The sequence below is a fragment of the Variovorax sp. 05N34 genome (genome assembly GCF_056397405.1).
The window spans coordinates 239,253-252,119 of sequence record NZ_JBFTNI010000003.1 but is presented as its reverse complement, the minus strand read 5'-3'; the positions used below and the strand labels follow the sequence as shown (position 1 = coordinate 252,119).

The following is a 12,867-nucleotide window of genomic DNA, read 5'->3' as shown; positions in this document are numbered from 1 at the left end:
GAAGACTCGCTGCAGGTGCCGGCGACGGCGATTGGAATGACAACCGATCTGCCTCCAGACCTGGTGAATCCTGAACCTCGGCTAAACGCAGCCTCGCCTTCGAGGACAGCGCCACGCGGATGTCTACTCCCGTTCTCTCAGTGTTTTCTATAGCGTGCATCGAAGATAGGGCGAGCCAACTGCGGCCCGTGACCGCTCCCCCCTTTTCAAGGCGCCAGGGGCTAGGTTGCTGAAGCAGGTGAGGCGCGCCGATCAGGAGTCAATTCGCCCGCGCCCCCGGATGCAAAGGCTAGAACGAGTGCCCTTCAGCATTGCGACGCAGATCGGCTTCCACCATCATTGAGCAAAGCTGCTCCAGTGTCGTCTTCGGCTCCCATCCCAACTTCTCCTTGGCGCGAGCCGGGTTGCCGATCAGCAGATCCACTTCCGCTGGACGATAAAACTTGGGATTCACCCGGACCAACGTCTTGCCGGATTTCACGTCCACCCCAACTTCGTGCTGTTCCTCGCCTTCGAATCGCAGCTCATAGCCAGCGGCCTTGAACGCCATGTCGACAAACTCACGGACGGTTTCCGTCCGGTTCGTCGCCAGGACAAAGCTGTCAGGCTCCTCGGCCTGGAGCATCAACCACATCCCTTCGACGTATTCCTTGGCGAAGCCCCAGTCACGCTTGGCGCCTAGGTTGCCGAGCTCAAGGACCTCGGCCTTCCCCAGCTTGATCTTTGCCACGCCGTCGGTGATTTTTCTGGTGACGAATTCGCGGCCGCGAAGGGGACTCTCGTGATTGAAAAGGATGCCGCTGCAACCAAAGATGTCGTAGCTCTCCCGATAGTTGATCGTCATCCAGTGCGCGAAGAGTTTGGCTACGCCGTAAGGGCTACGCGGGTAGAAAGGGGTTTCCTCGACCTGGGGGATCGCTTGCACCTTGCCGAACATCTCGGAAGTCGACGCTTGATAGAAGCGGATCTTCGGATTGGTAAGGCGTATGGCTTCAAGGAGATGGAGCGCGCCCATGCCTGTGATTTGTGCCGTGGCATCAGGCTGGTTGAAGCTGACGCCTACAAAACTCTGAGCCGCCAGGTTGTAGACCTCGTCGGGTGCCGCTGTCTTCATCAGCGTCAAAGAACTGCCCAAGTCCGTCAGGTCGTACTCGATCAAGTGAAGGTCAGGGTTGTCCTGGATGCCAAGCTCTTCGATGCGCCAGAAATTGACGGAGCTCGTGCGGCGGTAGGTGCCGTACACCACATACCCCTTGCTGAGCAGCAGCTCAGCCAAGTAGGCGCCATCCTGGCCTGTGATCCCGGTGACTACGGCGCGTTTCTTCATGAAGATCCCTCTTTGATTTGGTTGTCGCGGCGTTCCTTTGCAAGGCCGTCCAGCGCGAGGCCCCAATTCTGCCGCAAAGGCTTGGTACTCTTGGACGCTCGCTTCCAAAGGAAAGCAGCGTTTGCCCGGGTAAGGCATCGCATCGCCGACACGAACGGTTTCACCTTCTGTGGCTTTTTTGCTGCACTGGTCACGAGCTCGCCGTTAGCCAACTCATCCAATGCTCCCCTATGTCCTTCGTCTCATACGCCCAGAATTTTGAAGATGTCATGTTGTGGCGTGCATTGGGGCACCTGTCAGCCGGCTTCTACATTGACGTCGGAGCGTGGTCGCCGGATCAGGATTCCGTGACACGGGCATTCAGCGAAAGAGGGTGGCGTGGCATCAACGTCGAGCCCAATCCGGTCCACTTCAGCGGCTTGGTCGAGCGGCGCCCCCTGGACGTAAATTTATGTGTGGCCTTGGGCGACCGGTTCGGCACCGTAATGGTGAATTTTGTCGGGGATTCCGGTTTGTCCACTGCCAACGAGGAGTTCGCCCTTGGCCATCTGGAGGCCGGCTGGGTCGTAACCCGGCAGACGGTCGAGATGCGCACCCTGGCGTCGGTGTGGCAGCGACACGTTCCCCCTGACCAGGATGTCCACTTCCTCAAAATCGACGTAGAGGGACTGGAGAAGGAGGTGCTGGCCGGCAACGACTGGACCCGACATCGACCTTGGATCGTCGTCGTTGAGGCCACGCTCCCGAACTCACAGATCGAGAGTCACGGGGATTGGGAGCATCTGCTGCTGGAGGCCGATTACTTCCACGTGTACAGCGATGGACTGAACCGGTTCTACGTAGCCCGTGAGCGGGCACAACTGAAAGAAGCCTTCAGGAGCCCTCCCAATGTGTTTGATGGCTTTGTCATGGCCGAGGTCCAGGATCTCCGAGATCGCCTGGAGCGGCAGGAGGCCGAGATGGCGGCCGCTCAGAAACGGGTGATAGTGGCAGAAGCAAGTGCCATCGAAGCGCGGCGCCGCGAACAACGCGTCAGGGCCAGCGCGGACGTCGAACTGAGGCAACTGCGCAGGGTGATCAAGGAAAGGGATCGATCGATCGCAGGGGCGAGTCAGCGCATCGCCGATTTGACAGAGCAGCATCGGGAACTTCAAGCTTCGACGGCATGGCGCGCAACAACCGCGCTCCAGAAGGTCACATCCGTCGTGCCCACACCGCTTCGCAAGCAAGGTGTTCGCGCTCTCAAGCTGTCTTGGTGGATGCTCACTCCATGGCGCATCTCGGAGCGACTGCGGTTCATTCGTGAACGGGGAAGGGGGTCCGCCAGTTGCCTCGACCTGCTGAATGACACTGCGCTTCACGACGCAGCTGGCATGCCGCTGGAGCTCATGCTGTGGCCCAAGCAAGCGCCAGAGCAAATCGTCGACACATGGTCGGCCGCGAGGTTCATCGTCGATTTGCTCCGCACCCGACCGGAAATCCGTGCGCAGTTTCCCGCCGCGTTGTCTGATCCGCAGGCGAGCGGTTTTTCAGAATGGCTGGCCGAAAATGCCAGCGCCCTCGGCCTGCAAGAAGCGGGAAGAGGGGCGATAGAAGAGGTGTTGGAAGAAGACCTCGCCGCGCGAGCCCGCCAGCTTTTTCTCTTTCGAGCCGATATACGTGCCGGCTTGCCGCATGGGCTCACGCCGCCAGGCCAAGCCGGCCTGTTCAGATGGTTCATGCGCCACGGCAGGCAAGAGCTCGATCTGCGATCGGAAGAAATCATGTGGCTGTTGATGCAAGCCGCTGAGAACCCTGCTCTCGAACTTGTTCGGGCCTACCTGTTCACTCCGGACTGGCAAAGGCGTCACCCGGATGCCATGACCGTCTTTGGGCGGGAAGCATTCGCAAAATGGTTTGCGGGCACCCACAAAGTTGTCGACGAAGAATGGATGACGCCGTCAAATTGGCCGGTCGCAACGTCGGCGTCTCGGCGGTTGCGCGAGGCCTATTGGGCGCGCCCAGACTGGCAGGCACTACATCCCGGTGCGTTCGAGACGGATACGTCGGCACGATCCTTCGTTGACTGGCTTCGATCCGGCCCAGATTCACTCCCGGCAGATGCAAGGGCGTGGTGTGCGGCACTCGACCCGCAGAAAACCGCGGAAGAACTCGCAGGCCTTGGCATCAATGTGATCGGACACTTTTGCAGCCCGTCCGGGGTGCGCGTTTCGGCTGAGTCATTGGTGGCCGGCATGCGTAGCGAAGGCATCCAAGTCTCGTTGCGCGATCTGAGAACAGACATTCTTGACGAGCCCAATCATGTCCGCTTCGATGGTCTGGAGGACTTCGACGTGACGCTCATCCACACTCAGCCCGATCCATTCTTCACAGACGCCTACGCGCGAAGCGACCTGCAGGAGCGCTCGCCCGCTACATACCGCATCGCATACTGGTATTGGGAATTTGATTCAATTCCAGAGGGCTGGGTGGGCCGTGCCGAAGGTGTGGACGAAGTCTGGGCCGCGACTTCGTTCGTGGCCAACGGGCTGCGCGAGCGCTTGCCTGTACCTGTCCTGACGATGTTCCCGGGCGTTCAGCTAGGAAACTATGAGCGTCGCGACCGCAGCTACTTCGGGGTGGAAGAGGGCACCTTCATGTTCCTGTTCAACTTTCACATGAACAGCGTGATGGAACGCAAGAACCCGTTGGGGCTGATACGGGCGTTCAAGGCAGCCTTCGGGCCTCAGGAGCCAGTGTCGCTCGTCCTGAAGACTATGTATGGTCATCATCACCCAGCCCAGATGACGCAACTGCGCGACGCGGCAGCGGGAGCGAGGATTCAGGTGATAGACGAGATGTATACGCCTGACGAAGTACTTTCGTTGACCGACACTTGCGATGCATACGTCTCGCTCCATCGAAGCGAAGGGCTTGGCCTGACGCTTGCCGAGGCCATGCTGATGGGCAAGCCGGTGATTGCCACCGGCTTCTCGGGCAATGTTGACTTCATGGACGAAAGCAACAGCCTGCTCGTCTCGTACGAGCTGGTGAAACTGGGTCGAACGATGCCGCCTTACGATCCCGAACTGATTTGGGCCGAGCCTTCAGTCGATCATGCCGCCTCGCTCATGCGGCGTCTCTACGACGAGCCGGAGTTTGCCCGTGAGCTCGGCGCGAGGGCCAGGGCGAGCGCGGAGGCTAGGCTTTCTGTGCAGGCTGCGGGTCAGAGAACGTCCCGAAGGCTGGCGGAGATCAAGGCGGCGCGGGCCGGCAGAACTCAAATCGCAACTTAGAAAGGGTCGAACTGCGGACTTGTTCTAATGTGGGGGCTGCATTCGTGTTGACTGAGTAAAAGAATTGAACAATGAGTAATTCGAAGCCGCGCTTGGCGCTGGACATGTATGTACTGGCGCAGGGAGTCAAAACGGGCGTGTATCGCGTGTGCGACGAGTTGTTTCCGCGTCTTGCGCAATCTCCAAGACTTGATACGCGCTTGTTCTATAGGGAGGGCGACGAAGAAAGGTCAGCCCACTACATCGCTTCGAGGCGCCTGACTGCTCAGCGCCACGAAACAGGCGACTCTGATCCGTCCGTAGATGCAGACGTTTTGCTGTCGCCTTTTGGCGTGGCACCTGCGCGCTGGCTGCTCGATTCCGGTGTCTTGCAGGCCCACATCATTTACGACCTGATTGCCATCAAGCGGCCCGACTTTTTTTCGGCCGAGGCAGCCACGGAGGTCCGAAACATCATCGACAGCCTTGACGAGCACACGGTGGTATTCGCAATTTCAGAGTGCACGAAGAAGGACCTTCTGGAGCGGCGCCCTGACCTGAGCCCGCGGCAGGTCACAGTTATTCCCTTGGCGGCCGGACCTTCCTTCGTGCCTTGCGAGGACGAAGAGAAACGAGCGTCGGTCCGGGCAAAGTACGGAATCCCTCCCGGCGTTCCGTATGTTCTCAGCCTGGCGACACTCGAGATACGCAAAAATCTCGATCAGGTTGTTCGCGCCTTTGTTCTCCATCTTGAGCAGGACGAATCGAGTGATGCGCATCTTGTCCTCGCGGGAATGTCTGGATGGAAGCTCGAACGCCTCAATGAAGCCCTGGAAAAGGCGGGCAAGTGGCGGTCTCGCATCGTTCTGACAGGGTTTGTCGAAGATGTCGATCTCTCGGCCTTGTACAGCGATGCACTGTGCTTCGTGTACCTGTCGCGATACGAAGGTTTTGGCCTGCCGCCGCTGGAGGCGATGGCTTGCGGCACGCCGGTGATCTGTTCCGACAATTCTTCACTGCCCGAAGTGGTCGGCAATGCCGGAATCATGCTGGACGCGGATGACCTGCAGGGTGCGGCAGATGCAATTCGGCGCATTGCATCGTCGGAGGCGTATCGTCACGAGCTCTCGCAGGCCGGCGTGCAGCGGGCTCGGCTGTTCAGTTGGGACCGTTGCGCGGAAATCGTGACGGAGACCCTCTGTGCCGCGTTTGTTCGGCATGTGGAGCGACCTTCGAATCGCAAGCCACGCACGCTGCTGCCAGGCGCGCAAGCCGCCAGATTTGCCCGAGCCGACGGCATCATCGAGGCGAACTTCATCGACTACCAGAACGGCAGCCGCGGCCCTCATTTCCTGCGGGTCCGCCAGACGGGCGCAAGCCAGCCAAGCCTGAACTGGCCGTCGTGGGTCGATGCCCTGCCTCCCCAGAGAGCTCCTCGCGTCGAAGGCGGGTTGCGGACGCGCGGAATTTTCAAAACGGGCACCGCCGAACTCCCCCTGGTCACCTACGTCACCGTTGTACGCAACAACACAAAGACGCTGGCGCGCACCATCGAGAGCGTGCAAAGCCAGACCTACTCCAACGTTGAGCATGTGGTCCTCGACGGCGCGTCCACGGATGGAACAGTCGATCTGATTCGCCAATACGGCGACCGGATCGACTACTTCGCATCCGAGCCGGACGAGGGGCTCTACCATGCGATCAACAAAGCAATCCCGCTGGCGCGCGGTCAACTCATCTGTGTTCTCAACTCGGATGATTGGCTTGAGCCTGAAGCAGCCGAGATCGCAGTCCATCGCCTTGGAGACTGTCCCGGCGCTGCAATTCTCCTGACGGCCGCTAACGTGCGCGGGGCGGACGTCAGAATGGAGTGGTATCCGGCATTCGTCCATCCTGGCTCGTACTTCATGTGCGCCAATGATTGCCACAACGGCATCTACGCCACGCGAGAAGCCTACGAACGAACCGGCCCCTACGACACTTCCTACAAGATCACCGCGGATTTCAAGTGGATCATGACATGCATGGAAGTAAATGCGGCATTTGTCTACACGAGGGAGGTCACCGTCAACTATTCGCTCGGGGGAACCTCCGGCGACGTGCGTCAGCACAGTATCGAGTGCATGCGGGTCGTGGGCGAGCGCTTTCCGTTCCTGTCTCCAACAGACGTGACAGGTCTCTACCACGCGTTCTTCCTCTTTGCCGCCGCTGCGGGCCTTCCGGAGTTGCCCTTGAACAGGACCGAGTTCCTCAAGGATGTTTTTGCGCGGCATTCGTCAAACCGAGATTTCATCGAGGCGATGAGTTGGGCGAGCATGGAGACACTCCGCCATCCTGCCGACCTGGAACCAGCGGCCGTTCCAAACGTGCCGGATGCCAAGGGGCTGACCGTCAAGCAAAGCATCAAGGAAGTCCTTCGAAAGTACCCAGGGGCGTTTGCGGTCGCGAAGCGACTGTACGCAACCATGGTCAGAAAGTAAGCCCAGTGGCCCGCATTGCATACGTCGACCATTCCTACCACCGCACAACCAAGTCGACGGCGTTCCTTCCGGAAATCCTGAGGCGGCGAGGTCACCAAGTCGATTGGTTCTGGGACGATGCGTGGCAAGGCGGCGCGCCCGTTGCATGGGAGCAAGTGCGCTCGCATGACGTGGTCATCATGTTCCAGTCCTACTGCCCGCCCGACCAGAGCTATTTCAGGCTGGCGCACCCGAATGTCGTGTACATCCCGATGCTCGACCAATTCGGATTCTGGCAAGGACCCATCTACAACTTGTCCGATTTTTGGGAGCCATTCCAGGGTTCCAAGGTCTTGAATTTCTCGAATGCCGCGCATTGCATGACGACCGGCTTCGGCATCGTGAGCCACTTCGTGCGCTACTACCAGCCGCTGGTGGAACTGCATTCATCGCAGAGGCAGGGCCTTCATGGGTTCTTTTGGGTGCGGCGGGAGGAGCAACTGCCGTGGCGACTGATTCGCCAATTGATCGCCAACACTTCCTTCGACAGCTTTCATATCCATCTTGCCGTGGATCCGGGCACGCCGCCGGCTGAACTGCCTTCCAGCGAGGATTTGGAGCGCCACCACATCACGACCTCCACCTGGTTCGAAGACAAGGCGGAACTGAAAGCAATCATGGAGCGCGCCAACGTCTACTTCGCTCCTCGACTGGAGGAGGGCATCGGACAATCCTTTCTCGAGGCAATGGCCCGGGGGCAGTGCGTCGTGGCACCTGATTTCGGAACCATGAACGAATACATCATCCCCGGATTGAACGGATTGCTCTACGATTTCCAACATCCGCAGCCATTGGATTTCTCCAATATCGCGCAGCTCGGTGCACGCGCCGCCGAAGGCGTCCGGGCTGGACGTCTCGCCTGGGAACAGGCGGAGGAAGACCTGGAGCGATTTATCCTCACCCCGAGCGAGGCGCTCTACGCCGGAAGGTATCAGCACCCCTTCGGCGTCCGTGAAATCGCGGTCGAGCAGGCTCCGCCCGATTCTTCCGACCCTTCGGTCGCAGCATCGCTTCGCGAAGCATCGCAGCGCTACGCTATCTTCAGGGCGACGCGTCTTGTGTGGCATCCATTGATCAGAATCGTCAGACACATTCGTCGCCTTTGAGCACTGCAAAACCGAGTCGTACTCGGCGAACAACAGAGATTCCAAATGCAAGCAAAAAAAGTATTCGTCGCAGGTCATGCCGGCCTGGTCGGCTCCGCGACGGTTAAGGCCCTGCGCGGCCGTGCCGACGTTCAGATCGTGACCCGCACACATGCGGAGTTGGACCTCGGAGATCGCGATGCCACTCGCGCGTTCTTTCTCGAACAACGGCCGGACCATGTCGTCATGTGCGCGGCCAAGGTTGGAGGCATCCTTGCGAACTCCAAGTTCCCGGTTGACTTCTTGCACGACAACCTGCGCATTCAGCTGAACGTGTTCGATGCGGCGCACGAAGCCGGCATCGACCGGATGATCTTTCTGGGCTCCTCGTGTATTTACCCGCGCGACTGCCCGCAACCCATCAAGGAGGAATACCTTCTTACAGGGCCGCTCGAAGCGACGAATCGTCCTTACGCGCTCGCAAAGATCGCGGGTGTTGAATCGTGCTGGGCGTTCAATCGACAATTCGGCACCCGATACCTAGCAATGATGCCGACCAACATGTACGGCCCTGGTGACAACTACCATCCGGAGCACTCGCACGTGCTTCCGGCGCTCATCCGACGCTTTCATGAGGCGAAGGTGAAGGGCGAGCCTTCCGTGGTGGTGTGGGGCTCCGGCAAGCCGCGCCGAGAATTCATGTATTCGTCGGACATCGGCGATGCAATCGCGTTCTTGCTCGACCTTCCAGAGGACCGTTTTCGGATGCTCACCAATCCTGACGTCACACCTTTGATCAATGTGGGTGTCGGTGAAGATGTGACCATTCGGGAGGTTGCAGAACTCGTCCGAACGACAGTCGGGTACCCAGGGGAGCTGAAACTGGACGCCACGAAGCCCGACGGAACGCCGCGGAAGCTACTGGACGTGAACAAGCTCGGCGCTTTGGGGTGGAAGGCGAAAACCTCTCTCGAGACGGGTCTTCGTGCCGCATACGCAGATTTCCTGCAGCGGTATGTCTGATCGTGAGATCGCGTGGTATGTGAGAAGGGCCGCCAAGAGCGCCTGGTGGCTCGCCACGCCTTGGCGGATGCCTCAGCGGATGCGATTCCTGCGAGATCGCGCCGCAGCGGAGGCGCGAGACAGGGAGACCGCCATGCTCGTGGACCGTGAGGCTGCGCGGGCGGCCATGGTCCAGCGCAACGTCTCCGTGCCCCCTGCCGATGCTCTCGATCTGTTCGACGACGCGCAGATCACTGACGCGCTAGGCCCTCTTGCCCATGCAAACGCGATGCTGTGGTCGCGCACAGGCGCCTCCGATGTGAAGGACCTTTGGTCTGCGGCACGATTTTGCATCGACCTGTGGCGCAGTCGTCCGGACCTTCGCGCGCAACTCCCCGCTGGCCTTGCTGGTGGCCCGCAAGGCGGCTTGGGCACATGGCTCCAGCAGTCGGGCATGGGAGAACTCGGGCTGGACGCAGACCGTTGGCAGCATGTCAGCGCCGCATTGAATGCCGACCTTGCTGCGCGCGCGAGACAAAACTTCGTCACGAGCCGCATGCTGATGTCGGTGCTTCCGCACGGCCTCACGCCCGCTGGCCGGCGCGCGCTGTTTCGCTGGTTTGCAGGCTGCGGGCTCGTCGAAATGCGTCTGCGGCCCGAGGAAGTCTGGTGGCTGCTTCTGGAAGCAGAGCGCAATCCCTCACGCGAACTGATGCTGGCTCATGCGTTCACCCCGGCATGGCAGCAACAGCATCCCGACGGCTTGACCGTGTTCGGACGAGACGCCTTCGCCAACTGGTTCTCTTCCGCATACGGCGCTTTGGGGTCCTGGGTCGACCCGTCGAGTTGGCCCGAGTGGGAGGACGCGGCCGATCAAATTCGAGTGAGCTACTCCTGCCGAGAGGCATGGCGCGTGGCCCATCCGAATGCATTGCACGACGAGCGAAGCGCGCGGGCATTGCTTGCGTGGTTGTCCTCCGCTGAAAGCGGGCTTCCGATCGCTGTTTCTGAGTGGTGCCGCGGGGTCGACATCGAAGTCGCCGGCGCCGAACTCGCACGGCTTGGCGTTAACGTGATTGGCCACTTCTGCTATCCGTCAGGGCTTCGGGTATCGGCCGAGTCGATGGTCAAGGCCGTGGGCAAAGTGGGTGTGTCGGTGTCGCTCCGGGATGTTCACACGGATGCAAAAGATGACCCTCACCACGTCGATTTCCGCGGGATGGAATGCCACGACATCACGATCGTCCACACTCAGCCGGAGCCGTTCTTCGACACTGCCTACCAGCGGGCGAGTCTGTTCGAGCGCACACCGCGAACCTATCGCGTAGCCTACTGGTACTGGGAGTTTGACTCCATCCCTGACAGCTGGATTGCCCACGCGCGAAAGGTCGACGAAGTATGGGCCGCCACCGAATTCGTGGCCAAGGGGCTGCGCGAAAAGCTCTCCATTCCAGTTCGCACACTGTTCCCGGGGGTGAAGCTCGCCCCTTTCGAGCGGCGCGGCAAAAAGTACTTTGGCCTGGATGAAGCTCCATTCATCTTCCTCTTCACCTTTCACATGATGAGCGTGATGGAGCGCAAGAACCCGCTGGGCCTGATTCGAGCCTTCAAGCAGGCGTTTCGTACGGAAGATGCGGTCCGACTCGTGCTGAAAACCTCTTTCGGCGATCGCCATCCAACCCAGATTCAAGAGCTGCGCGACGCCGCCACGGGCGCGAACATCACGGTGATCGACCAGGTGTTCAGCCCGGACGAAGTGCTGTCGCTGATGGATGCCTGCGATGCCTATGTCTCGCTGCATCGCAGCGAAGGTCTCGGCTTGACCATGGCCGAAGCGATGCTGATGGGCAAGCCCGTGATCGCGACCAACTTTTCGGGCAACGTGGACTTCATGGACGAAGGCAACAGTCTGCTCGTGCCGTACGAACTGGTGAAGCTCGGCAAGCCGATTCCGCCCTACGAAGCCGATCTGGAATGGGCGGAGCCATCGATCGAGCAAGCGGCGCAGCTCATGCGCCGTGTCTATGAGGATCAGGACTGGGCGCGCGAAGTGGGCGCCCGGGGCAAGGCAAGTGCGGAAGCCAATTTGTCGCTCGAGGCAGCAGGCCGAAGAATCGCGAGCCGCCTTGCGGAGATCAGGGCACAGAGCGACGCACCCCAGTGAGCTGACGGATCTATTGCTGGACGTCGACGATCCGCCCGTGCTCCATGTGGATCACTCGGTTGCATTCCTTGGCAATGAGGCTTGGCGAGTGGGAAGCCAGAACAAGAATGCCGGATTTTGCAACCACGTCCTTCATGCGCTTCTCGGCCTTCTCCGTGAACTCCGCGTCACCCACTGACAGCCATTCATCCATCAGCAGGATGTCGGCCTCGACGCTGGTGGAGATGGAGAAAGCCAAGCGCATCAGCATGCCGGTCGAATAGGTGCGAACCGGCATGTTGACATATTCGCCCAGCCCGCTGAACTCGCAGATCTCAGGGGTGAGCGCATCGATCTGCTTCTTGCTCATACCCATCACCAGGCCGCGAAGCATGATGTTCTCGACACCGGTCGCATCTACTTCGATGCCCAGTGAAGGGTCGATGAGGCTGGAGACCGTTCCTTGGCGGACGAAATCGCCCGACGAAGGCTCATAGACGCCCGCAAGCGTGCGCAGCAAGGTCGACTTGCCAGCGCCGTTGTGCCCGATGAGCCCCAGGCGATCGCCGCTCTTCAGTTCAAGGTTGATGTTGCTCAGCGCCTGGACGACGTTGACGCCGGTCTCCTTGCCGAAGCGGCCGCCGGTGACGGATGCGGCAAGCGTCTTCTTGAAGGAAGCAGCGCCGGCGCCATAGATTGGGAAGTTGACCGAGACGTTCTTGAGGGAAATGAGGGCCATGTTCTTGTTCTTACAGCCAGTAGACGACCCGGCGGCGGTACTTTGCAAAGAGAAGGCTCGACACCACCAGGGTTGCGGCCGTCCAGGCCAGGATGCCCCACCAGTTGTGGTTTTCGGCCACCCCGCCCATGAGCGGAGTGCGCAAAAGATCGAGCATCTGCGCAAACGGATTCCACAAGATGTACTGGGCGCGGCCAGGCAAGCTCGATGGCAACCAGAAGACGGGCGTCAGGAACATCAACATCTGCATGACGCTGGTGACGATCTGGGTCACGTCGCGAAAGCGCGTGCAGACCAGACCGAGCGCAATGCCTATGCCCTGCGCATTGATGAGCAAAAGCAGGAACGCCGGTACGAAAAGCAGCGCCGACCATGACAGCGTGACGCCGGCCCAGATTGCGACGGGAACATACAGGACGATCTGGTGCGCGAACTGGATGATGTTGCGCGCCATGCTGCGCCAAACGAAAAGGCTGATCGGAAAATAGCCTTGCTTGAGGTAGTTGCCCGAGCTGATGAAAGCGTTGCACGAGTCCATCACCATGCTGGCAAAAAAACCCCAGAAGATGATCCCGAGCGCCAGGTGCGGAAAGAACTTCGAAAGCTCGGTCCCGAACAGGGAGCTGTACAGCGGCCCCATCCCGGCGATCATGGCGCCCATGCTCAGCGTGAGCCACAGCGGGCCCAGCATCGAGCGGCGATAGCGCAGGACGATGTCGAACCACGCAAGGGTCCACCAGATGTCGGTACGGCGGGTGCCTTCCCACCAATCGCCCCAAGCACTGCGATGCAAGTTCG

Annotated in this window: 8 protein-coding genes; 5 read left to right on the top strand and 3 right to left on the bottom strand. The window is 60.0% G+C overall.

Annotated elements, in window-relative coordinates:
- Window positions 1-289 precede the first annotated feature (289 nt).
- Window positions 290-1,327, bottom strand: a complete 1,038-nt coding sequence (gmd, locus tag AC1DMA_RS10210) for a GDP-mannose 4,6-dehydratase (protein WP_478124944.1) — start codon at window positions 1,325-1,327, stop codon at window positions 290-292.
- Window positions 1,328-1,557: 230 nt separating this feature from the next.
- On the opposite strand from gmd, the gene AC1DMA_RS10205 reads away from it, so the two are divergent.
- The 5 genes from AC1DMA_RS10205 (at window position 1,558) to AC1DMA_RS10185 (ending at window position 11,351) form a co-directional block, all read left to right on the top strand.
- Window positions 1,558-4,602, top strand: a complete 3,045-nt coding sequence (locus AC1DMA_RS10205) for an FkbM family methyltransferase (protein ID WP_478144098.1) — start codon at window positions 1,558-1,560, stop codon at window positions 4,600-4,602.
- A gap of 92 nt (window positions 4,603-4,694) precedes the next feature.
- Window positions 4,695-7,061 (top strand): glycosyltransferase, encoded by a 2,367-nt coding sequence (locus AC1DMA_RS10200; protein ID WP_478144097.1) that lies wholly within the window; start codon window positions 4,695-4,697, stop codon window positions 7,059-7,061.
- Window positions 7,062-7,420: 359 nt separating this feature from the next.
- Complete coding sequence (locus AC1DMA_RS10195; RefSeq protein ID WP_478144096.1) at window positions 7,421-8,206, top strand: glycosyltransferase; 786 nt, start codon at window positions 7,421-7,423, stop codon at window positions 8,204-8,206.
- Window positions 8,207-8,251: 45 nt separating this feature from the next.
- Window positions 8,252-9,208: a GDP-L-fucose synthase family protein gene (locus AC1DMA_RS10190; RefSeq protein WP_478144095.1), complete on the top strand. Its 957-nt coding sequence runs from the start codon at window positions 8,252-8,254 to the stop codon at window positions 9,206-9,208.
- Window positions 9,201-11,351 (top strand): glycosyltransferase, encoded by a 2,151-nt coding sequence (locus AC1DMA_RS10185; protein ID WP_478144094.1) that lies wholly within the window; start codon window positions 9,201-9,203, stop codon window positions 11,349-11,351. Before AC1DMA_RS10190 ends, AC1DMA_RS10185 begins: the two co-directional genes overlap by 8 nt.
- 10 nt (window positions 11,352-11,361) lie before the next feature.
- Here AC1DMA_RS10185 and AC1DMA_RS10180 read toward each other — a convergent pair whose 3' ends face one another.
- Complete coding sequence (locus AC1DMA_RS10180; RefSeq protein WP_478124938.1) at window positions 11,362-12,069, bottom strand: ABC transporter ATP-binding protein; 708 nt, start codon at window positions 12,067-12,069, stop codon at window positions 11,362-11,364.
- A gap of 10 nt (window positions 12,070-12,079) precedes the next feature.
- A complete protein-coding gene (locus tag AC1DMA_RS10175; RefSeq protein WP_478124937.1) occupies window positions 12,080-12,862 on the bottom strand; it encodes an ABC transporter permease in 783 nt (260 codons plus the stop codon).
- Between the last annotated feature and the right edge of the window lie 5 nt (window positions 12,863-12,867).

What these genes read in the sequence shown, in the direction of transcription:
- AC1DMA_RS10190 (WP_478144095.1), top strand. Translation starts at nt 8,252, where the DNA reads ATGCAAGCAAAAAAAGTATTCGTCGCAGGTCATGCCGGCCTGGTCGGC.
- AC1DMA_RS10195 (WP_478144096.1), top strand. Translation starts at nt 7,421, where the DNA reads ATGACGACCGGCTTCGGCATCGTGAGCCACTTCGTGCGCTACTACCAG.
- AC1DMA_RS10185 (WP_478144094.1), top strand. Translation starts at nt 9,201, where the DNA reads ATGTCTGATCGTGAGATCGCGTGGTATGTGAGAAGGGCCGCCAAGAGC.
- gmd (WP_478124944.1), bottom strand. Translation starts at nt 1,327, where the DNA reads ATGAAGAAACGCGCCGTAGTCACCGGGATCACAGGCCAGGATGGCGCC.
- AC1DMA_RS10180 (WP_478124938.1), bottom strand. Translation starts at nt 12,069, where the DNA reads ATGGCCCTCATTTCCCTCAAGAACGTCTCGGTCAACTTCCCAATCTAT.
- AC1DMA_RS10205 (WP_478144098.1), top strand. Translation starts at nt 1,558, where the DNA reads ATGTCCTTCGTCTCATACGCCCAGAATTTTGAAGATGTCATGTTGTGG.